Raw genomic sequence first — 22,393 nt, forward strand, 5'->3', positions numbered from 1 at the left:
GACAAGTGAAGTTTACGTTTTCGACCAAGGCTCCGTTTGAGAAAATTCTGGAAACCCTTAATCAGATCAGTTTTAACGGTTCTTTCAGAAGTGATGAACAGGCAATCTATGCCATTTTGGAGTTGGTAAGCAACTCCCTGCGTGCTCATAGAGAAAAAGCGGTTAAAGAGAAAATCGTCTTGAAAATTCAGGGAGAAAGAGAACGCACCTTTGTCCGCCTGAGAGACCTTGGCGGTGGTTTCGATATCTCAAAACTTCCCTATGATATTACCCAGCCCGTCAATGAAATCGACACCATTAGCGATGCATTTGAAGCATATCGACAAAAGAACAATTATCGTCGTTTCGGAATGGGAATCTTGTTGGCCAGAAAGGTATTTCCAGGTTTCAGACTTACCTTCGACGAGCAAAACGGCACCATTGCCGGTACCATCGTCGATCTTTCCGATAAGGTTTTCGATACGGTAGGCCCCAGGGCCCCGGCCGGTGGAGCATTATCGTGATGGAACGACGGACCGACCCGCGTAACCGTAGCTATGCAAAGGCCTTTCTCCCGGATCACAACGCCATCGGGTATATTCGTGATATTTCAACCGGCGGTTTCAGAATTGAAGCCTTGGGTGATCCCGGTATTCCTGAAAAGGTGGAAGTGACCGCTGTCTTTATTCCGAACGAGGAGATGCGCTTTCCACCCTTCACCCTGCGGGGACGGGTGGAGTGGCGCCATGAAAATCCCCCGACAACCAGCCTTGGTATCGCCGTCACTCGCTATGTCAGTCCGGGAAGTGCCCGCCTGTTCCGTCGTTTTCGAAAGATATGGAAACGGCTCGCAACATAGGCTTCCGTATCAGAGGACTACTTCCGGAGGCTTTGCCCCCCCTTCCCAGAGGCGGTCGTCCCGCTCGGTAAAAGAACGGCCGTACACAGCCTCAAAGAGATAGCGAAAATCTTCCGGCTTCATTTCCATAAATTGTAAACCGTAATAGGCCCTGTTTTCTTCATGATATTTTCTCATTACCCTGCAGGCTATTTGCATGGGGCGACCCGACAGGGTCAACCGAATGGAAAGATCACTGTACATTCCGATCTGGGAAGCAAGCTCGGCAGAGGAATGGGTAAAGAGAAGCCCAGATGCACTGATATTGACAATCTGAGGCTCATAGGATTCCACTTGTCGCTTTCCACCTGCAAAGTAGCCGTTTTGCTGCAGAGAATGGACAAGAATCGAAGCGAATTCACTGCAGATGTCGAAGACCTGGAGAGTAAAAGGTATCCCTCTGCCAATACCCGTTTGCAAAAGGATCACCCCGATCACATATTCGCGGTAGCATATCGGCATGACAAGCTCGGAAAGAATACCCTCGTGCCCCAAATCCCGGAGCCAACTTTTAAGCTCCTCCCGCTTTTTGCCGCAGAAGAGATCGCTATCCCCGAGCGGAAGCTCTTCATCCACAACCATACGCCGCCCTTCCGCCTCCTCGAGGGAAGGAAAGGATCGTGAGGTGTCGGGTAAAAAAAGCGCATTTCCTCCTGAGGCAACCACAAGCTCTTCAAATATTTCTGGCTTTTTTTCCCGAAACATTCGAATCTTGGCAACCTCCGCATATTGAGCGATGACATGATTGAACTGTTCGAGAAGTCCCTGAATTGAAGAGGCATCAAAGACAGAAGAAAAAATCATCTCCTCTTGATCAACCTGTGTGAACTGGGATGTCCGGGGAAAATCGAGCTCAATGCGGCTGCTTGCAATATCGAAACTAAGATGGATATTGCCCTCTGGAGGAGGCACACGCTCGAATTTCCTTTGAAGATTCTTCACAACCGTATTCGGAATCGAAATAAGGAGCTCTTCTCCACTTTCGAGGATGCTTCCTTCAAAGGTCATGGTGTGGTCGAAAAAATTAAAAAAGAGACGAACCGGCTCTCCTTTTATGAAAACTGGCTCGGAAGGAGAAAGCTGCTGTAATCGAAGTGTAGAAAGATCGACAAGGGAAAGAACCTTTGCCGAGGCCCGTTTCCGCTCACCGTGAACGGCAATCTCAATCTGCTGTTCCTCCATTTTCACGAGAACGAACTCCCGTTCTATTCTCCCCAGCGTATTGCCCATATCCACTCCTTTCAAAAGGATCAAATAGGAAAAAATCTGCCGCAGCAATTTTCCATCCCTTTGCATAGTGTCTAAAAAAGAGGGTACCTACCCTGCTGCCGCCTTTTCCATCGAAAAACCGCAAGCGAACCGAAGCCTTTTCTTCTGCCGCAAAAAGGGAAAAACGACCGACACGCAGCTCCGTAATGGAGCGGGGCTTTTCCTCCCCATCCTCGGCAACCCTGTGAGCTCGTTCATAGGCCTGCCGTATTTCCTGATCGATAAGCGGTGAATCACTATTGGTGTCGGCAAAGAAACGGTATAGTTCCTGAACCACCTCCTCGAAACCACCCTGGTCCTGTTCCGGTCGGTAAAGAGTCCCGATTTCAGGATCCTCGGGATAGAGAGGAGATGCCTCCTGGCGTAAGAGGTAGAGAAAAGGCGATTGTTCTTCGTCACTATTGCCGCCGATAACAACAACATCATCCTGCTTCTGTGAAAACAGAAAGCGTGTCGGTACTATCAGAAAAAAGGTGACAAGATACAGAATAAGCATCTTTTTGCCCATACCCTTTTGTATATCACCCCACCTCCTTTGTCAAACGCTGGACATCGCTCGGTCAGTCAGGATACACTTGTTATGGTATATTATAGTGCGAACGTCTTTTTCGGAGGATAGCGATGACCTACACCGCAGCGGAAAAAATTCTAAAAACACATCACAGAGAAGGTGATTTTCTTAAAGGCAAGGAGATCGGCATTACCATCGACCAAACCCTTACCCAGGACGCTACAGGAACCATGGTCTATTTACAGTACGAGGCCATGAAAATTCCACGGGTAAAAACGGAATTGTCGGTCTCTTATGTCGATCACAACACGCTGCAAAATGACTATCGTAATATGGATGATCACCGCTTTCTTCAGTCGGCCGCCGCAAAATTCGGCATCTACTTCTCCCGTCCAGGCAATGGGATCTGCCACCAGGTTCATCTCGAACGTTTCGGTAGGCCTGGAAAGACCCTTCTTGGAAGCGACAGTCACACCCCAACCGGCGGAGGATTGGGGATGATTGCAATCGGGGCGGGAGGCCTTGATGTTGCCGTTGCAATGGCCGGAGCACCTTTTTATCTCACCTATCCCGAGATCATCGGCGTTAAGCTGACCGGCAAACTGGGAAGGATGTGCAGTGCAAAGGATGTCATCCTCACCGTACTAAAGCTTGAGACGGTAAAAGGCGGGGTTGGTAAAATTTATGAATACTTTGGTCCGGGCGTAAAAAGCCTGACCGTACCGGAAAGGGCAACCATTACAAACATGGGTGCGGAACTTGGTGCGACCACAAGCCTCTTTCCCTCCGATGAGGTTACAAAGGCCTTTCTTGAGCTGCAGGGACGGGGCGATCAATGGGAAGAGGTGAAAGCCGACGAGGGAGCCGTGTACGACAAGATTATCGAGATTGATCTCTCAAAGGTGGAGCCTATGGCCGCTTGTCCTCACATGCCCGATATCGTTGTTCCGGTTTCCGAACTGGCAGGTAAGCCCCTTCAGCAGGTAGCCATAGGTTCCTGCACAAACAGTAGTCTCGACGACCTCGGCGTGGCCGCCGACATTCTCGCCGGAAAAACGATTGCCCGGGGAGTGAGCCTCGGTATCAGTCCGGGAAGTAAACAAACCCTTTCGGCGGCGATGAAAAACGGTATCATCGAAAAGCTGGTGGATGCAGGAGCCAGAATACTCGAAAGTGCCTGCGGGCCCTGTATCGGCATGGGGTTCGCCCCCTCTTCGGGAGGTGTCTCCCTTCGTACCTTCAACAGAAATTTCAAGGGACGCAGCGGTACGGCCGATGCCCAGGTCTATCTGGTCAGTCCGGAAACAGCGGCAGCATCGGCTCTTATGGGTGCTATCACCGATCCCAGGGGTATAAAAGGGGTGGAGCGAAAAGATTACCTTGTCTACACCGAGATAAAAGACAATATGATTATTCCGCCTTTCGACGAAAAAGAAGCGGCAAAGGTGGAGATTGTACGCGGACCGAATATCAAGCCCTGCCCCACGGCAAAGGCAGTGGCAGATAATCTGACGGCAAAAGTTCTACTGAAGACCGAAGACAACATAACAACCGATCATATCATGCCTGCCGGATCTAAGATTCTTCCCCTCAGATCCAATATCCCAGAAATCTCGAAGCATGTGTTTGAAGCAGTCGATCCCGACTTCCCCGAAAAGGCCCTTGCCGCCGGTGAGGGCATCATCATTGGCGGAGAAAACTACGGTCAGGGTTCCAGCAGAGAGCATGCGGCCCTTGCCCCCATGTATCTGGGAATAAAAGCGGTCATTGTCAAAAGCTTCGCACGAATTCATAAGGCAAACCTCATTAATTTCGGTATTTTGCCTCTAACCTTTTCCAATCCCTCAGACTACGACAACATAGAAGAGGGAGTAAGCCTTTCGTTCGAAAAGCTTCCGGAACAGCTGAAAGCAGGTAAAGAGGTGACCGCAACCCTTGTCGGGGGACCCGGCGACGGCACAAGCATGGTCTTCCTCCACGATATGGAGGAACGTCTCCTCAATGTAGTTCTGGCCGGAGGACTGTTGAACTTTACCCGGCAAGGCAATGGGCGATAATGGCAGACTACCTTAGTTCGGCCTTTGAGCTCCCCGTCAGGGATCCGGTCTGGGGTAATATCGGTTTAACACCCGAATTTAAGCGGCTGACCGATGAGACGGCATTTCAGCATCTTGCAGGAATCAGGCAACTGGGGCCCAGTTATCTTGTCTACCCCGGAGCCGTCCATACCAGGCTCGCCCACAGTCTCGGAGTGTTTCATCTGGCAAGACGTCTGCTTTTGACTTTTGCCGGTCATGAGGAGGAGTTGATTCTTGACCGCGATGAAATAACCATTTTTCTTGCAGCGGCCCTCCTTCATGACCTCGGCCATTTTCCCTTTGCCCACTCCTTCAAGGATCTTCCTTTAAAGAAACATGAGGAGATTACCGCTGAAATTATCAGCTCTTCCCGTCTTGCCGGGGTCATACGGCGGGAACTTGGGATTGATCCCGAGCTTGTCGCCGCAGTCATCGACCACGATCTGCCTGTTCCGGCAGAAAAAATCGGAGAGCGGATACGTCTTTTTCGAAGACTCTTATCCGGAGTGCTCGATCCCGACAAACTCGACTATCTCAACCGTGATGCTTTTTTTTGCGGTGTCCCCTACGGCAATCAGGATGTGGACAACATCCTTGACTGTACCCGTATTCTTCCCTCTGGAAAGGTAGGAGTAGATGCATGCGGAACAGTGGCGGTGGAAAACCTTCTCTTTTCTAAATATCTCATGTACAGAACCGTCTATTGGCACAAGACGGTCCGTATCGCCACTGCCATGATAAAACAGGCGGTCATGATGGCCCTGACCGACGGGAAGATAAAACCGGAGGCTCTCTACGGACTTGATGACGATGCCTTCTGCCGTATGGCAGGCGAAACAGACTACCCACCCCTTGAACTTGTAGCATCGGTACGCCGGCGGCATCTTTATAAGATGGTGACGGAGTTTGACGAAGAAGAAGGCGAGCTTCTCATCAATTCGCTTTCAGCCTCTCCTGAAGAGCGACTCGAAGCCTCTATCCAAGCCTCTTCCCGCCTCTCTTCTCTCCTTGGCCGAGATGTTTCCCCCGAACAAATTATCATCGACATTCCGGAGCCGATAAGCTTCGAAACCGACATGGATGTCCTGCAAGGCGGCAGGGAAATCGACTTTGTTTCTTCCGGAACGCTTTTTACCACCGAGGTGGTCGGCCAATTTGCCAGAAGCCTACGAAAACTGCGAATATGTGCCGAACCATCCCTCGCCGAAAGGCTTTCGGTCATGCGACAAGATAAAATCATGGAGCTGTTCCTGTAAGGTATGAGAGTAAACGACGCTGCGGCATTGGCGGAGAGGCTTTCCGTCGAAATGGTGATGGGGGGAAATATCCCCCCCTGGATCATGCGTTTTACAAAGGCTGCAGGTAAGGCAATCAACCACTACTCCATGATACAAGAGGGAGAAACCGTCATTCTCGGAATCAGCGGGGGAAAAGATTCCCTGGCACTGGCACTGGCACTTTCGCTCAGGTTAAAATGGCTGCCGATCAGCTACAAGCTTCATGGTCTGCATATCGACTGGGAGGAGTATCCCGTTCCCGATCAGAAATTAACAGCCTTACGCCGCTATTTCGATCTGCTTGGAATTCCGCTGGAAACGGTTCGTGCGAGTATGTTTCCCGAATCCTTCGATGGGAAATTCAACTGTTATCTCTGCAGTAGAAACAGACGTCGCATTTTTTTCGAGAAAGCGAGGGAATTGGGTGTCCGAAAGATTGCCCTCGGACATCACCTTGACGATATTGTGGAAACCACGATGATCAATCTTTTTTTCAGGGGACAGTTCGACAGCATGCAACCCGTTCAGGATTTTTTCGGGGGAGATCTATTCGTGATCAGGCCTATGTGTGAGGTGCGTGAATCGATCATACACAGACTTACCTCTGCCCTCGATCTTCCGGTGGTGAAACCCGACTGTCCCTATCACGAAACAAATATTCGTGCACGTTTGAAGCCGATCGTTCGGGAACTATCCCATATCGATCGCTATGCAAGGGAACATGTCTATAATGCCCTCAATTTCCCCACCGATCTCATGAAAAGCTTGCAACGGTGAGGCTTCTTCAATAGAGTTACTGTTGAGGCAAAGGAGAAGATGATGCAGGTATTTAATGTGATGGAAGAGCTCGTTCTTGAAATGGTGCATGAAATTTTCGAGGAAAAGCGAGGTAAAGGCTTCCCACTTGTCGACTGTGAACAATGCAGACTCGATGTAGCATGCTATGTTCTCAATCGGATAGAACCTGAATACCTCATCTCAGGCCGGGGCGTCGTCCACGTTCAGAACGAATTACGGCAAAATTTTCAAAAACGGGCGGATATTGTATCCCTTGTCAACGAAGGGATACGGATCATCACTCAGAATCAGCGCCCTTATTATGAGGCACATGAAGATGAATCGGCTAAAGAGGAAGGAATCTCCAGGGGCCCTTATTTTAATTTTCCGGCGATCATCGGTACGATCCTCAATGGAAAAACCTTCGAACCTGCGGAAAACCTCAATGTCTTTCTTTTCCAGGACGGTAAGCCTGTTTCCATGATCGACAGGAGCTGGCCCAATCCATATTTCATCGTCCGGAGCACAAGAGGTAGCTTCAGTTTCTGGCCCAGGCCGATCAAGGCGTCCCGAGAAAACGAAAAGAAAAACGTCAATCTCGAAATCAGGGCCGAAGCGGAAGGATTTCAGCCGATCAGACACTTTATCGATATTCAACTCACTGCCGTCCAAGCCTACTGTACTACCTTCTCCATGGAAAGGAGCCTGAAGGTAGGCAACCTCTATTTTTTCACAAAGGCCAGCGAGGAGGAACAACGGGAACTTGGGGTCGAAGACCTATAAGAGGTTACGGCAGATTAATCGAAGTGCTCACTATGCACGCCGTAATGCTGAATACGGCCGGGAATTTCATCTTCAAGAAAAAGCATTACCTTATTCATAACACGCTCTCCATGTTCCCGGCTGTTTGTCACAAAGGCCCCTCCGATCTGTCCGAAGCGAAGGCTGTCGTGTAGATCGACCTCAGCAGCGGATATGCGGAATTTATTCCCTAATCGCGCGACCACCGACTTGATAACCCGCCGCTTCTCTTTGAGGCTGGTTGTCTCAGGCAGTTCGAAAAGGCACTGCATCATTGTCACAATCATTATTGTTCCCTCACTTCAGTCCATTCAAATCCCCGAGAGATTCCAGTGTGAGGGCACTGTGTTCCCGGCTTTCGGGAGTGCGCTCTCGAATCTTCATCGGCAGATAGGTTTCATTGTAAAGACGGGATAGTATGAAAAGGTCATCCCCGCTGTAGCGGGATGGAATACGAACCTCCAGATTGTAATCCGGCTCTTCATAGCCTCGACGCATGACATGAACGGGATCAGTCACCGTTACGGCGAAATGAGGGCCGTAAAGAAAGAGTAATGCGATGAGAAGCAACACTACTATGGAGAAAACCAGCAATTGCTGGGCAGCAGAGGCGGCTCTTGCATCCCGAATGTCAAAAAAGAAGGCATGAGAGCCCTTTTCTGCAACCCGGTAATCTTCCACATCGAAATGGCGTCGATAGTAATCATTGTTAAAACGGGTATAGAGGGTTAGATCCTTATCGGTATCACGGACCAGCAGCAAATCGCTCTTCATATGAAAAAGATCTTCGAAATATCGTTCCGCTTTCACGTTTTCATCCACAGCGTCAAGAAAGCGGTTCTGTTCAGCCTCTGCCACCCCGGTCGGTGTGGGAATATGCAAAACCGAAACAAAAAAACCATAGACGAGAGCAGCAAAAACAACGGTCGAAACGGCCAGAGTCGACAGCCGTGTCAGATGACGCTGTGCCATGGAGCTGTCGACATATTTTATGTTTCGAAAGAGTTTCAAGACCCGAAGGAAACGCAACACCCTTGCAAGGCGAATGGCTTTCACCGCTTTCAGCATGTTAAGCGCACCGCCACCGGCAAGAAAGAGCGATCCGCCGAGGCTTAGCACATACACCCGCGGTCCGCTGTCGAAAAGCAAAAGAGGAAGGGCAGCAAGAAAGTCCACCCACCCTCGCCGGCGGAAGAAATAGTCGCCCCCCTCTTTTCGACCAAGCGCAGTGAACCACCTTACCAGGAATTCGATGGTAAAAAGCAGATCAAAGGCAAAGCCTGCGCAGGCAAGATAACCCCTCACCTGGGCAGGCCAGTAGGCTATAAGGGCAATCTCTTCAAAAAAGGTTTGAATAAGTACAAGAAAAATCGCCACGGTCAGAAAGGTATCTAATGCTCCTCGTTTCTCTTCTTTCATTGTTACCATCCGTTTTCAGCGGCGAGCCGGTATAGCTCATCCGTCATCTTCACATCATATCCAAAAAGCCGGTGGTTCCGTCGGGCAATGCCGAACCAACTACGTTCCTGCCCCACCGCCCCACGATCGACCTTGAGCCCGGGATGAAAATCGCATGCCAGCATACTGAAAAGGGCGGAAAGCCGGGCGGTAGCCGGAATATCATTTCTTTCGTCGAAAGAGACATTGCTGTAAACCGCACTCTCAAGAAGCTCAGCAGGTAAAAAAGGAAGCTCTTTTTCCAAGGCCTGTATCACCTTTTGAGCAAATTGAAAGGGAATAAGCCCGGCCACCTCATGTTGTCCCGGAAGCCTTGCAACCTGGAAAAGGAATACGGCAGGCCGTAAAAGGATAGAGGTTCGAATGAGATTCTTCACCTCTTCCTGGCTCATCGCAAGCTTTTGAACCTTTTCAAGCTCAAAGCGGATATAACCCCTTCCGTCGTATATAAGGTCGAGATAGCGATGCGCGAGATGAAGCTGTATGGCACTGTAGGGGCCGGTAAGAGCCTTTCGGGCCAAAGGATGAGCAATCAGCCTCATCATAAAAGAGAAAAGACGAGTTTCCCGATCATCGGAACGCCCCGTGGGCCGGGGAAAAAAGGAGAGAAAATGGAAATTGATGGTTCGGGAAAAAAACTCCTTCAACCCCGAAACCACCGATTCGGAGGTAGAGGCATAAAGTGCCTGCATAAGTAGTTTATAGATCTGATTCCAGGACTGTCCAGGAAAAAAGTCGGGAGAAGAAAGGGTCGGATAGAGCCGCCCGGCATTGATCCGCAGAAAGGAAATAATCTGCTCTTCCTTTTGGAGCGGAGCATAGGCTTTCAAAGAGGGATTGGCCAGCAGATGCCGCACAAACTGACTCGCTTTCTGATCCATGGCTCTTATTGTACACGAAATCTCAGCGCTGCGCTATAATGTGATATATGTCGCATCAGCGAAGAACCCTTCACATCTGCATGCTGTTTTTTTGCGTTGTTCTCCGCGTCTCGGCGGCAGACGAGGTTCCGCTTCCTTCGGAAGAGGTTCCCGCCACCCTCTTTGCATCGATTCCTGAAGAAGATATCGACCTCTATGTCTCAGGAACCTGGCAGGCCGAAGTTTCGGCGGGATTCGCCCTCACATGGAGTACCCTCTCCCCGGTCATGCAAACAACAACGATCTCCGATATCGACAGTGGATTTCGTTTCGACCAGTATCCGGATATCATTATTTCTCTATGGATACGAGACCGCTGGTTTTTCGATCTCTCCTTCAAAGAGGGCAACGACGTCAATTCTATTGTAGCGGGCTATCAGGGGAAAGAGGGAGAGCTTGTGCAGGAGGTACGGGTCGGTAATATCGATATCGGTTCCTTCGAATCAAGCTTTTTCACCCTTCCGGAAGCGGGGATAGATTCCCTCGGTCTCTGGGCTCGGCTGACCCCTGAGCACTCCGAACACAGCTTCGCCCTTCGCTACGACCCCGCCGCATACCAGCGTGTTACCTTCAGAGGGATGAACGAGGTAAAACAGGAGCAGTTCGACCTGGACGATTATTCGACAAACAGGGTCTTCGTTCTTCCCGACGACGATGTTGAGGATGTGGTGCTCTATATCCAGGATGAAGACGGAGCGTTTCAGGAAGCCGGCACCGATGATGCGGTGGTGGATACCGAAAACGGGATTGTCTACCTGAAAGAGGCCCCCACCGGCAGGGTGGCGGTCTACTACAAAAAAGGGGGAAAGGAAGTCGGAGATAGCGGCCTTGGCACCGATGCCCTCTGCGGTATCAATGCCGACGGCCTTTTTGATCCCAAGGCAACGCCGGTCGACTTTTCTTTTAGCGGAACCTATACAGGATTGGGAATAACTCTTTCCGAATTTCGATACGACGAACAGATTGACGGTCATGATGTCCTACTCCTCTACCGCCCCGGCCTCTGGTCCCCCTTTCTCCACCGCGGCATCTACGAACTTTCCACGACCCCACAGGAGAATGAACTCTATGCGGCCCTCATGAGCGGCAGCGACGAGTACGATGGTATGACCCTTGAGGCCGAGCAGCTTAGCTATGGAGAAGAGGACTTCGGTAAGCTGATACGTATCGTGGATGAGGATCGGGAGCTTTCGGATATGCGATCATTGTATCGTCGTTATCCTCTGGCACGGGCTATCATCGAGGCAGGCTACAATAGCGATATCTACGGCCCGAAGCGGGGAATAAGCGGAGATGCAGCCCCCTGGTTGCTTCAAATTGAACACCTTTCGGAGGTTTCTGCCTTTCAACTCGAAGAGGGGGTTCTTGGGGATTCGGTATCGGTGACAAAAAACGGTAAAGAGCAGTCCCGCTTTACCGTAGACTACGACACAGGAGTGCTTACTCCGCTTTTTACCGTAAACGATGACGATCTGATCGTTGTTACCTACCGTACAAGAAGCGGAGGGGATCTTGGAGACCTGATCTTCGCCACCCAAAACAGCTTTACCCTTACCGACAGGCTGAGCCTGGGCCTGGATGCGGGGTTTCGCTGGAACATTGCCGGTCAATCTTACACCACCGAATCCGATCAGGCCCCGGGATTCATTGCCGCCGGTACGAGCCTCTTTTACGATAACAAGGACGAGGAAGATTACGCCCTGAGCTTCAGCGTGGAAGCGGGGCTCTCGTTGAATAATCCAGACACCACCGGATTTTTCCGGCTTCTGGGTATGAACGATGCGGGAGTCGATGTTCCCATCAGTAACAAGCGCCTTTTTCCAGCCGCCGCCGACGATGCAAATAGCAGCCCCAGTTTTCCTGAAAACGATCGCGGGAAACTCTTTTACTACGACTTCTACAGCTACCCCACGGTGGGAAGCGCCGTCCTTAAACGATATGACTGGAGCGTTCCCTCGGACCAGAGATACCCCTACGACGAAGATGAGGGGGAAGACCGGGTTGGACCTTCCATAGCGGCGACGGGCAGCGAGACCGACGGCAACGCCCTGGTCTTTACCTACGAGCTTGACGCCGGAGAGTGGGTCGGCGGCCGCATACCTTTGAGCACCGGCGGGAACGCCCTGGATCTCTCTTCTGCGACCAGAATCGATCTATTGGTCCGTCCCCGCCAGGATATCAGCGACCTAAACATCTATCTCCGAGTCGGAGACCTCATCGAAGATCTTGACGGGGACGGCCTGCTCGATGAGGAATCGGGTTCCCTCTCTTCCGGTTTCTCCTTCGATCCCGACGGTATCGACCGTCCTGTCGGAGGCGACAACGGCAAGACCGACAGCGAGGATCTCAACGGCGACGGTGAGCTAAGCTGGACAAGCGGAGAGGATGACGATCTGGTGTGGAAATCACAGGCCCTTGATGTCGATGGAACCAGCAACAGCTGGCAGCGGATCAGCATCGACCTCTCGGCGGCAGAGCGGGCCAAGCTTCAATCGGTTACCGCTATGGACATCATGATCGTCAATGAAGGATCAGTGGATGATACGACAGGCACCATCCTGGTTGCCGACCCCATCTTTGTCGGCACCAGCTTCTCCGTGAACCCGGATGATTCCACAAGCCAGACGGTGACGGCAAGCGAGGCCCTTGAAACACGGGCCGGGGCAAGTTCGGCATCTACAAGCCTTGCCGAGGCCTTCCCCGATGAGACCGATATTTTCACAGACGGAGAGACCCAGCGCTGCGCCCTTTTTACCTGGGATGCCGGCACTGCCGGCGGCACATGGAGCGCATCCACCCTCACCCCCACTGCCGATCTTGGAAACTACCAGGCACTGCAATTTTTTCTCAGAACCCCCGATCCTGCCCCTGATAACATAACGGTCTCTCTAAGCTCCACCGAAGGGAAAGGCGTTACCGCAACCTTTGTTCCAATCGAAAGCGATGCATGGCAGCTTATCACCATCAATCTCGACAAAAAAAGGATAAAAAGCAGCGAAGGAACCATATCAGATCAAGAGGTTTCCGTTAACAATCGGGACGCCGCCGTATCCTATTTCAAGATGGAGGTCGAGACTTCTTCCGAAGACACTTCCGGAGAGCTTTGGCTCGATGAGCTGCATCTGACAGATGCCCTCATGTCCCTGGAATCCACGGTTAAGAGCTCCGTTGCCTACCACAAGCAGGGGACCTATTTTTCTTTAAAAGGGAAACCGGTATTATCCGAGTTTGATTTCGCCTCCGAATCAACCTGGAACGGTGATTACGGGACCGCCGCAGGTAGTGATTCCACCCACTCCTTTTATTCATCATCTGCACTCAGCAGCGCTCTTTTTAACGGAAATGTCTATGGTGATTTCGCCTTCTCGGCCGAAGCCTACGAGTTTCTTCCCTCCTTTACCGCAGGCTACGCCATGCCCGTTGCATCGGGAAGGATCAAGGCAGCCGAAGAGTATGCCGAAGACCACGCCGCAGAGGGGATCACCTTCAGCCATTCGGCCGAAATTACCTTTGCTCCCTGGATTGCCAACCCGGAACGCATACTTTCTCTGGAGAGCAGTTTTTCAAAACCAAAGACAAAGGTCAAACAACAGTGGGCCATAGGCATGGGAGCCGGCAGAAATGAGACTCATAATGCCTTTTCCCTTTCACTCTCAAACGCACTTACAGGGAGCGACGAAGAGGAACATGAAACCTTTTCAGAGCGGATGTCGGAAAGTACCGAAGGCCTGTTGCTTCCCCAAATGGACCAGGTTACACGCCGAAACTCGAAATTGGATCTTATGCAGATGTTCCCCCTTCCCCTTGGTTTTCTCACGGTGGAGGCAGACGGAAGCACCACCGCGCGCAGTTCCTCATCCAAGCGGCTTGATGCCGACCATCTGTTGAGTACAACCTGGGATCTGCCTATGGAGAAAAAAAGAAACCTGCGATTTCGTCTCTACCATGAATTGGAGGCAAAAGTAAGCATAGAGGATATAACATCCACTCCGTCCACACCGCTACATTCGCTGATTCTCGATGCAAAGGGCTTCTCCACCGGTATCGGTTCCATCTATGCCCTGCTCTCCTCAGACCCCTTATCGGTGTTTGGAACGGGGCCTTTTACGGGAGAGGAAGAAAAGCTTTTAACCGCATCCTATACCCCGGCAGCCTCATGTTCCTTTAGCCGCAATCCGGGGAGCGCCCTCAGCGACCTCATTGTCCCGGCAACATTCGACATCACCCGCTCCACCACCTATGAAAAAAGCTATGATGAGATTGGCAGAAGCGGAGTAACATCGATTTCGTGGACAAGCTCTGCGATTAATCTCTTCGGCCGTTTAGGCAGCTACCCTCTTGCCGATTGGTACAGGACCGATGCATTTGCTTCCTCCGCCAGGTTCGACATTGAGGATAGCGGGGCCCTCGACGCTCTTCATGTCGCATCATTTCTTCTTCAGATCAATGAGAAGTATTCGCTTAAGGGCGAAAACGACTTTAGCGCAAGCTTCGACGACGGAGCCACTCTGGATACCCTGAAAAATGAAACAACGTTGACGCTGATCAGTAGAAAGGGAGAACCGAGGCGCTTGCCGATTCCCCATTACCTCAGAGGGGACAGCCCGGTACGCCTCATCCATGAGCTTTCCTTTGGCAACGATCTTCTCTTCGATAATGAAGAGAATGAACAAGATCTTACCCTTTCACTTTCTCATGAAACGACCCTCGATCTCTCCTCCCGGGGAGAGATCAATGCACATCTTACCGGGCTTTTCATGCGTGAGGCCTATGCATCCGGAAGTGATTCCGTCACATACTATACCATAGGTTTCGAAGCAGGCCTCGGCTTCACTCTCTCCTTTTAATAGATCATAGATTACAGACACGCTGTTGTTTTATGGGTATGAGGGATATACTATAAAAGGTAAAGGATGTAAAAAATATTAAGTTTGTAAAAGGAGGGGCGTATGCGCAAACCACTTCCCTATGTAATTATAGGCTTTGCACTCTTAGCCGTTTTTCCTCTTGCCGCGCAGAGCGATGAAAACCAAGATATAATACAAGAAGGGGAACATCCGGCGTTTCATTTCCAGACCACCATAGCGTTGGGGGCTAAAACCTTTAACGAAGAGGACGGCGAAGTTACCTACAGTATGATCAGTTTTACTCCAGACCTCTCCTTCGGTAAAGTAGGCATCGGTTTGGACCTCACTCTGCATTATCAGAGTGCCGACGGCTTTGAGGTACGGGAAGAAGATTGGGTTCCAAAAGATGGAAAGAGCTTCCTCGATCTGTACCTCCCCATCTTTCGTTATGTCCGCTACGGAGAGAAAGGTGATGATCTATATGCGAAAATCGGAACCATCGAAGACGGAACCCTTGGCAACGGCTTTATCATGCGCAACTACTCCAACGCCCTCTTCCTTCCCGAGCAGAGGATCGTAGGTATTGCCCTCGATCTTGACGGGCGGCTCTTCAATTTTCCCTACATCGGTCTGGAAACCTTTACCGGTAACCTTGCCCGTTTCGATGTTTTCGGTACCCGCCTCTATGCACGGCCCCTTGCAGCCACGGAACTGCCGCTTCTCAATAACCTGCAGATCGGAGTGAGCTATGCCGCAGATTTCGATCCCGAAGCAAACTATGACTTTACCGTCTATACCGACAGTGGTACGGTTTCCATGTTCGATGTCGATTTTCAGCAGCCGCTGCTTACCGGGGACCTCGCAACCCTTGTCTTATTCGGTGATGTGGCCCTCCAGACGGGCGACGACGATCCTCATAGTGGTGCAATGACGGGTTTCGGAGGCAAGCTTTGGGGCTTTCTCCAATATGGTTTCAGCCTGCTTTTCCTCGGTGACAACTTCGTGCCCTTCTATTTCGACGCCACCTATGATCTCTACCGCGAAGCAAAATACGCGATCTACTCGGGAGAGTTGGAGAGCGACGGCTACAATGGCTGGATGACCGTCGTCGGTTTCTCTTTTCTTGGCGATATGCTGGCATTTTCAACCACCGTCGACGGTTCATTTGCCCCCGACAACAGCACCGAAGATACTAAACTCCTTACCTATCCCCATCTCCGCGGGACGCTAAGTGTGGGAGAGGGATTACTACCCGGCTTCTTTTTCGACGCCTTTTACGACAAGCGGTATATCAACAGTTTTGATGATTTTGGCGATCCGGAAAACGCCACTATAGGTGCCGAGGTCAACTATAAAACGGGACCGGCGGTTATTACCCTCGGTTACAATCTACGATACGTACCTGAAGACGGATCCTGGGAGACCAGCAGCAGTCTGACGAGTTCCATCAGTTTTTAGGTAAGGAGGTAACTATGCGAAAAGCTGTCGCGATCCGGATCATACCGGTAATCCTACTTTTACTATTTCTTTCATCCACGGCTTTCGGTCAGTATGGAGAGCCTAAAGCAATTATTGCGTATGCTGCCGACGAATTCGAACTCGAAGTCGTCGATGCCGGCGGAAATATCCTTACCAATGTCACTATCGGTACTCAGCTTTCAGAGGGAGACACCATACGGACCAATGGAACGGTGGCGGAGCTTTCTCTTGATCCCAACGGATCCATTATCAAGCTTGCCCCCAATACGGTATTTACTATTAACCAGTTCCAACGTTCGGATGATACCGTAAACGATTTTCATATGGTGGCAGGAAAGCTGAGAACAATTGCTGCCCGGGGTTCTCTTACCAATCGATACAGACTCAGCACACCCTCCGCCGTCTGCGGTGTCAGGGGGACCGACTTTGGGCTAATCTCGATTCCGGGATCCGAAGAAAGGGCCTTCGTCGTCGACGGATTGATCGATTATACCAACAATATGGGGCAAACCATCAGCCTCGCTTCAGGAGAGATTGCGGACGCCCTTGCCGCCACCTTCGAAGCGATTCAAGCCTCTCAGCAACAGATGCAGGATTTGCTCAGCGATATGGTTTTCGAACAGCTCGATCCGAACCTCGTTCCGGGCCATACTCCCCAGGTCCAAGAACAGCCCCCGGCAGAAGAGGCACCTGCCGAAGAGCCTCAGGCAGAGACCCCTCCCCCCGAAGAGAATAAGCAGCAGCCCCCGGCAGAAGAAACGATAACAACGGCGAAAACAGCACCTGTGCTGCCTGAAACAGCCTCTGCCGCTGGATCGGGCAAGGCGAAAGGAGATGGGGCCCTTGGAAAATTGGGAAACATCCTCGGACTTCAGATCGGGACCGTAACCATCGATGGCCTGACCTATTCGAAGGCCGTGCTGCAGCCTGTCTTCGAGATTGGAAAGCTGAAAGCGGCCCTCTACCTTCCCATCATCTACACCAACGATCTCTTTGATTCCGATGACTGGTATCGCCCCAGGGGAAATAACGAATGGTCCTTCGGTGCCGACCATGATTGGGAGGGCGATCCCCTCGATGCCGCAGGTGATCTTTTTTCCGACATCTTCCTGAAAATCCGTTATGTCGAATACGGAGATAACAGGAATCCCTTTTACCTGAGACTTGGCAATCTACGAACCATGACCATCGGACACGGCATACTTATGAAGGATTATGCCAACGATTTCGACTTTCCTGCCATTCGGCGAATTGGTTTCAATACAGGTATTCAAGGGAATAAGATCGGTCTGGAAGCGGTCGTCAACGATCTTAGCAAACCGGAAATCTTCGGAGGCAGAATGGTATTGCGTCCTTTTGGAATGGCCTTTCCCCTCGGCTTCGGTTTTTCAGGGATTATCGATATCGATCCCGACAGCATGACAGATCCCCTCACGGCCCCGACGGATATGCCGAGCGATATCATGCTCTCTGCCGCAGCTGTCGATATGGAATTACCGGTTATCCAAAAGAGTGCTTTGTCCATTATTCTTTACGGCGATATGGCGGCGATGGTACCTATCATCGACGGAAATTTCGAATTTGATGCCGTATGGGATGATGGTGCCTCTTCGATTAGCGGCCTCCGGAATTACGGAGTGGACAGCGGTCTCTTCGGTAACATTATCTTTCTCGATTACCGTCTCTCCTATCGTTATTACGATGGAGTATTCCATCCGACACTTTTCGGGCCGAATTACGAAAGGCTTCGTGGTATCTATGCCGTCGAGGCATACAACTACCTCCAGGATCCATCCTCTTCCGACTATGACAGAAGCGTCATGGGAATATACGGAGAAGCCGGAGCAACCCTTTTTCAGGCGTTTAGGATAGAAGCAAGCTATTTCGGACCATGGAGCCCCGACGGAGGGGAAGTTGAAGAAGATGAAATGAGCCTGACTTTGAGCATACTACCGGAGGTGATTCCCGTTCTCGGGATCTACGGCTCTGTTACCTATTCGAGAACGAAATTCTTCCCGCTTCTGGCAGGAAGTAGTGATGAGGATCTTTCACTCTTCGATGCATACGCAGCCTTCAGCGGGGGAATCGTCTATCCCGCTGCCCCGACCCTTGATATCGCGCTTTCAGTGGGGACCGCAATGAAGTATGACGGTCAGGATCCTGTCTATAATGACGACGGGACTCCCGATATGGCTCCAAGTTTTACCCTTGAAACACGCATACACTTTTAGTATGTTCTGACTATGGAGAGAAAACAACAGGACCGATCCCGAAGCATTCATCTGCTTCGGGACCAGGTCGCCCGAAAAATAGCGGCCGGCGAGGTTATCGACCGGCCTTTTTCTTTGCTTCGTGAGCTAATGGACAATGCCGTGGATGCCGGAGCAGATACCATTGACGTCCACCTTACAGGCGGAGGCACCCGAAGTGTTCGAGTAGTCGACAATGGTTGCGGAATGGAACGGGAAGACCTGGAACTCTGCTTTCTTCCCCATGCCACCAGCAAAATTTCCGAGGTCGAAGATCTCGATAGGATAACGAGCCTGGGCTTCAGGGGTGAAGCACTTTCTTCCATAGCCGCCTGCAGTAGGTTGAGGATTACCAGTGCCGTCGCCGAAGGAGATGCCTTCACCATAGAGGTGGACAACGGAAAGCTGCTTTCTCTCCAGCCGTCGAAGGGTAGAAAAGGAACTATTGTCGAGGCATCAGATCTCTTCTATTCCATACCTGCCCGAAAGCGTTTTCTCAAGAGTGATCAGGCTGAATTGTCGGCATGCCGTAAGCTCTTTGCGGAAAAGGCCCTCGCTTTTCCCGAAATCAGCTTCCGTCTTTTTTCCGAAGGGGAGCTGAAACTCTTTCTTCCGGCCTCGTCCCTCATTGATCGAGTCACGGCCTCCTATCCCAGTCAGGTACATTCCTCGATGATCCATACAATCCAGGGAGCCGGAGAAGGCTTTCGCTTCGCAGCCCTTGGTTCAGGGCTCTCGCTTTATCGAAAAGACAGGCGTTACATCCATATCTATGTCAACAAGCGAAAAATCGATGAATTTTCCCTGGTCCAGGCCGTTAGTTACGGATACGGCGAATACCTACCGGGGGGAACCTTTCCTGTCTGTTTCCTTTTTCTCGAGGTTGATCCCGAACGGGTGGATTTCAACATTCATCCGGCAAAAAAAGAAGTACGCTTTCGAGGCCTCAAAGAGATCCATCATCAGGTCTCCTCGGGAATTCGCGACTTCCTTCGCAGCAAGTGGCCGACGCCCCTGCCCTATGAGATACCGGCCGCAAACGATAGTCCTGACCTTTCCGAAGGGGAGAAAAATGATTTCGGCTCCCCAAGTTTTTCAAAACCATTCTACGACAAGGCCTCCTTTTCAAGGTCCACTATAAGCCCTCGGACGAAAGGTTCTTTTTCTTTTTCATCATCACCGCCTTCGCCCCCGGCAAAAAGCAATACCGAACAAAATCGCCAGTTCTACGATCGCTTCGAACAGACCCGAAGCCGGCAGGAACAGCAAGCCGCAGAGGAATCGCAGGCCTACGACTTTCGCTACCTCGGACAGGTTTTCGGCCTCTTCCTTGCCGCGGAAAAGGAGGGAACTTTCTACCTCATCGACCAGCATGCGGCCCATGAGAGGATTCTCTACGAACGGTTTGTAGCGGGTGCATCGCATAAACAGCAACTTCTTATACCAAAACGGCTGCAACTCGACGATGAAGGCAAAACCCTGCTTCAAGGTCAAATCGATTACTATCGCGGGCTGGGAATCGTTATCGAGGGAGAAAAGGAGGGAGATAATCTGCTTTTGACAGCCCTTCCGGAAAGCTGCGTTCATCTTGAGAAGGAGATCACAACCTTCATCGAAAGCCAGGAAACGGGAAGCGACGGCTTTTCCGAACGGATCTTCGCCAATCTCGCCTGCAAAGCCGCTATAAAAGAGGGGGAATTTCTTCCCCCGGAAACGGCCAAAAAGATCATTGCCGGGACCTTCGCCCTAAAACAGCACCGCTGTCCCCACGGAAGGCCCCTCTATTTCTCTGTTACCGAAAAGGAACTCTACAAGGCCGTGGGAAGAACCTTTTAGCCTACGCCTTGCGTTCTGCCGAGGTGGGAAAGGGCGGCCTTGAACGTGGGGCCGCCCCGCGTTTTCCATACTAGCGAATCAGCTCCTCGATCTCCTGCTTCTTTGGATAATCGGGCTGTTTTTCCAAAAGCTTGTTAAGGATGTTCTTCGCCGAATCGCTCTGGCCTTTTGCAAAAAGAAGCTTCCCAAGCTGATAATAGGCATCCCAATAGCTCGGATCGACCTTTATAAGCTCCTGGAGGCTTCCGATGGCATCATCCTGGTCCCCGGTTTCGATGTATGCAAGGGAAAGATTATAGCGCATGAGGGTAGCATTCGGTTTCTTTTCGATTGCCGCCTTATAGTGTTTGATGCTGTCCTGGTAGAGCTCCTTGTGAAGGTAGACATTTCCCAGATTGTTGTTCACCTCGAGAGACTTCGGGTCGATCGCATAGGCGGCAAGTAGCTGATCAAGGGCCTCATCGTATTTTCCCTGATCATCGTAGAGTTTACCGAGGTTGATTTTCGGAGGAAGGTAGCCGCGGTCCTTGGCAATGGAGGCCTGATAGGCGCTCACCGCCCCGTCGCTGTTGCCGACCGCCTCACTCGTAAGGCCGAGGGTGTAGAGGTAAACGGCCGAAGAGGAATCAAGCTGAACCGCCTTTGCCGCATTCTCAAAGGCATCATTATTTTTGCCAAGCTGCAACTGGACCAGTGCGATATTATAACGTGCAACGGGGTCTTCAGAGTCGGCGGCAATGGCGCGCTTATATGCAGCCTCCGCCTCCTGATATTTACCGAGGGCGGTTAATGCTACGGCATAGGAGCCCTGGTAGATATTTCTGTCGGGCTGAAGAGCGGCAGCCTTCTGATAGTTTTCCGAGGCTTGTTTCATATCGCCTTTCTGCTTATACAATTCACCGAGCTGATAAAATGCAACATCACTCTCTTTATTGATCTGTGCAGCCTTGCCGAAGGCATTGATTGCCGCGTTGACATTGCCAAGCCGACGCTGGGTTACGCCGAGATTGAGATACGCCTTTTCATGCTGGGGATCGATATGGATGGCGGCCTCAAAGGATTGCCGTGCATCGTCATATTTTCCGGCACGATACTGCGCCTTTCCCAGTTCAAAGAGCAGATCGGCATTTTCAGGATTAAGCCGTGCAGCTTGTTTGTAGGAATCGATGGCATTGTTCCATTGCCGCTGCTTGCTGTACACCTTTCCGAGGGTGTTATATGGTACCCACAAATTGGGATCGCTTTGAATAGCGCGATTTGCGTAATCAACGGCCTTTTTAATATTCGAATCACTATTTTCGTCTTCCCGGAAAAAGGTTTCACCCGTATTTGCCAGAGCAGGAGCCGAAGAGGGATCGATATCGAGGGCCTCAGAGAAGAAGCCGCGAGCACCGATATAGTCTTTTTGATCCATGGCTTCTTCACCCTGACGCACCAGATTCTTGAGTTTCTCAGCCTTTTCCCGTTCCGCCTTATCAAGGGCCGCAAGACGATCGGTTTCCTGACGCTGTCGCTCTTCCGCTGCCTTGCGCTGATCTTCCAGCTTGCGAAGCTCCTCCTGGCGTTTGGCCTCAAGTTGCCTATCCCGTTCCTGTTCGGCGGCGCTGGTTTCGCTACTTTTCAGGCTTTGACCAAGATCGGAAAGGGTGTCTTTCAGTGCATCCTGACTCTGTCGCTGCGCCTCAGCCGCCCTTTGCTCGGCCTGCCTCCGCTCCGCGATGATTTGATCACGCAGATCCTTGGCATCCTGGTCGTCGCCATTCTCAATCAAAAGGCCGTCCAGCAAATCGAGGGCGCGTTGATACTCCCCCTCTTTGAAATAATCTTGGGCCAGACGCAGGGTGTTTTCCCTCCGCTTGGCAACATCACTGACAACGGCCGAACCGCTGCCTTCGCCGCTGTCGGCCGTTCCCGTTGTCTGACGTCCCCTGCCTATCAGCAGTGCCCCTCCGCCGAGAAGAAGAAGGAGCGCCAAGGCCCCTCCGATGATTACTCCTTTACGCTTATCCATAGC

The 22,393-nt window shown here is 51.3% G+C and carries 16 protein-coding genes; 10 read left to right on the top strand and 6 right to left on the bottom strand.

Annotated elements, in window-relative coordinates; genetic code table 11:
* Positions 1 to 5 precede the first annotated feature (5 nt).
* Both F459_RS0116925 and F459_RS0116930 read left to right on the top strand, forming a co-directional pair.
* Positions 6 to 503, top strand: coding sequence for an ATP-binding protein (locus tag F459_RS0116925; protein WP_245540211.1), 498 nt, complete (start codon positions 6 to 8; stop codon positions 501 to 503).
* Entirely contained in the window at positions 503 to 838 is a 336-nt protein-coding gene (locus F459_RS0116930; RefSeq protein ID WP_020613900.1) for a PilZ domain-containing protein, read from the top strand. The genes F459_RS0116925 and F459_RS0116930 overlap by 1 nt, the downstream gene beginning before the upstream one ends.
* 9 nt (positions 839 to 847) lie before the next feature.
* Here F459_RS0116930 and F459_RS0116935 read toward each other — a convergent pair whose 3' ends face one another.
* The gene (locus F459_RS0116935) at positions 848 to 2,107 is read right to left on the bottom strand and encodes a PilZ domain-containing protein (RefSeq protein ID WP_245540212.1); all 1,260 of its coding nucleotides are present in this window, start codon (positions 2,105 to 2,107) and stop codon (positions 848 to 850) included.
* Entirely contained in the window at positions 2,040 to 2,654 is a 615-nt protein-coding gene (locus tag F459_RS0116940; protein WP_020613902.1) for a hypothetical protein, read from the bottom strand. Before F459_RS0116940 ends, F459_RS0116935 begins: the two co-directional genes overlap by 68 nt.
* 113 nt (positions 2,655 to 2,767) lie before the next feature.
* On the opposite strand from F459_RS0116940, the gene F459_RS0116945 reads away from it, so the two are divergent.
* From F459_RS0116945 to F459_RS0116960, 4 genes are read left to right on the top strand one after another with little or no spacing between them, the layout of a single operon-like run.
* The gene (locus tag F459_RS0116945; RefSeq protein ID WP_020613903.1) at positions 2,768 to 4,714 is read left to right on the top strand and encodes an aconitate hydratase; all 1,947 of its coding nucleotides are present in this window, start codon (positions 2,768 to 2,770) and stop codon (positions 4,712 to 4,714) included.
* Positions 4,714 to 5,991: an HD domain-containing protein gene (locus tag F459_RS0116950; protein ID WP_020613904.1), complete on the top strand. Its 1,278-nt coding sequence runs from the start codon at positions 4,714 to 4,716 to the stop codon at positions 5,989 to 5,991. Before F459_RS0116945 ends, F459_RS0116950 begins: the two co-directional genes overlap by 1 nt.
* Positions 5,992 to 5,994: 3 nt before the next feature.
* Complete coding sequence (locus tag F459_RS0116955) at positions 5,995 to 6,789, top strand: ATP-binding protein (protein ID WP_020613905.1); 795 nt, start codon at positions 5,995 to 5,997, stop codon at positions 6,787 to 6,789.
* 42 nt (positions 6,790 to 6,831) lie between these two features.
* Positions 6,832 to 7,572: a late competence development ComFB family protein gene (locus tag F459_RS0116960; RefSeq protein WP_013254932.1), complete on the top strand. Its 741-nt coding sequence runs from the start codon at positions 6,832 to 6,834 to the stop codon at positions 7,570 to 7,572.
* 14 nt (positions 7,573 to 7,586) lie between these two features.
* Here the strand turns inward: F459_RS0116960 and F459_RS0116965 are convergent, their stop codons facing one another.
* The 3 genes from F459_RS0116965 to F459_RS0116975 are packed head-to-tail and all read right to left on the bottom strand — an operon-like array spanning position 7,587 to position 9,929.
* Positions 7,587 to 7,877, bottom strand: coding sequence for a DUF503 domain-containing protein (locus F459_RS0116965; protein WP_020613906.1), 291 nt, complete (start codon positions 7,875 to 7,877; stop codon positions 7,587 to 7,589).
* A gap of 10 nt (positions 7,878 to 7,887) precedes the next feature.
* Positions 7,888 to 9,009, bottom strand: a complete 1,122-nt coding sequence (locus tag F459_RS0116970) for an ion transporter (protein ID WP_020613907.1) — start codon at positions 9,007 to 9,009, stop codon at positions 7,888 to 7,890.
* Between the two features lie 2 nt (positions 9,010 to 9,011).
* Complete coding sequence (locus F459_RS0116975) at positions 9,012 to 9,929, bottom strand: hypothetical protein (RefSeq protein ID WP_020613908.1); 918 nt, start codon at positions 9,927 to 9,929, stop codon at positions 9,012 to 9,014.
* A gap of 47 nt (positions 9,930 to 9,976) precedes the next feature.
* On the opposite strand from F459_RS0116975, the gene F459_RS0116980 reads away from it, so the two are divergent.
* The 4 genes from F459_RS0116980 to mutL all read left to right on the top strand — a co-directional run bounded on the left by F459_RS0116980 (position 9,977) and on the right by mutL (position 20,379).
* Positions 9,977 to 14,815: a hypothetical protein gene (locus tag F459_RS0116980; protein WP_020613909.1), complete on the top strand. Its 4,839-nt coding sequence runs from the start codon at positions 9,977 to 9,979 to the stop codon at positions 14,813 to 14,815.
* A 102-nt stretch (positions 14,816 to 14,917) separates the two neighbouring features.
* Positions 14,918 to 16,273 carry a hypothetical protein gene (locus F459_RS0116985; RefSeq protein WP_020613910.1) on the top strand — a complete coding sequence of 452 codons (1,356 nt, stop codon included), beginning with the start codon at positions 14,918 to 14,920 and terminating at the stop codon, positions 16,271 to 16,273.
* 14 nt (positions 16,274 to 16,287) lie between these two features.
* The gene (locus F459_RS0116990; RefSeq protein WP_020613911.1) at positions 16,288 to 18,525 is read left to right on the top strand and encodes a FecR domain-containing protein; all 2,238 of its coding nucleotides are present in this window, start codon (positions 16,288 to 16,290) and stop codon (positions 18,523 to 18,525) included.
* A gap of 12 nt (positions 18,526 to 18,537) precedes the next feature.
* Complete coding sequence (mutL, locus tag F459_RS0116995; protein WP_020613912.1) at positions 18,538 to 20,379, top strand: DNA mismatch repair endonuclease MutL; 1,842 nt, start codon at positions 18,538 to 18,540, stop codon at positions 20,377 to 20,379.
* A gap of 70 nt (positions 20,380 to 20,449) precedes the next feature.
* Here mutL and F459_RS0117000 read toward each other — a convergent pair whose 3' ends face one another.
* Positions 20,450 to 22,390, bottom strand: coding sequence for a tetratricopeptide repeat protein (locus tag F459_RS0117000; protein WP_020613913.1), 1,941 nt, complete (start codon positions 22,388 to 22,390; stop codon positions 20,450 to 20,452).
* Positions 22,391 to 22,393 lie beyond the last annotated feature (3 nt).

This window comes from Sediminispirochaeta bajacaliforniensis DSM 16054 (genome assembly GCF_000378205.1).
GTDB classification, from domain to species: domain Bacteria; phylum Spirochaetota; class Spirochaetia; order DSM-16054; family Sediminispirochaetaceae; genus Sediminispirochaeta; species Sediminispirochaeta bajacaliforniensis.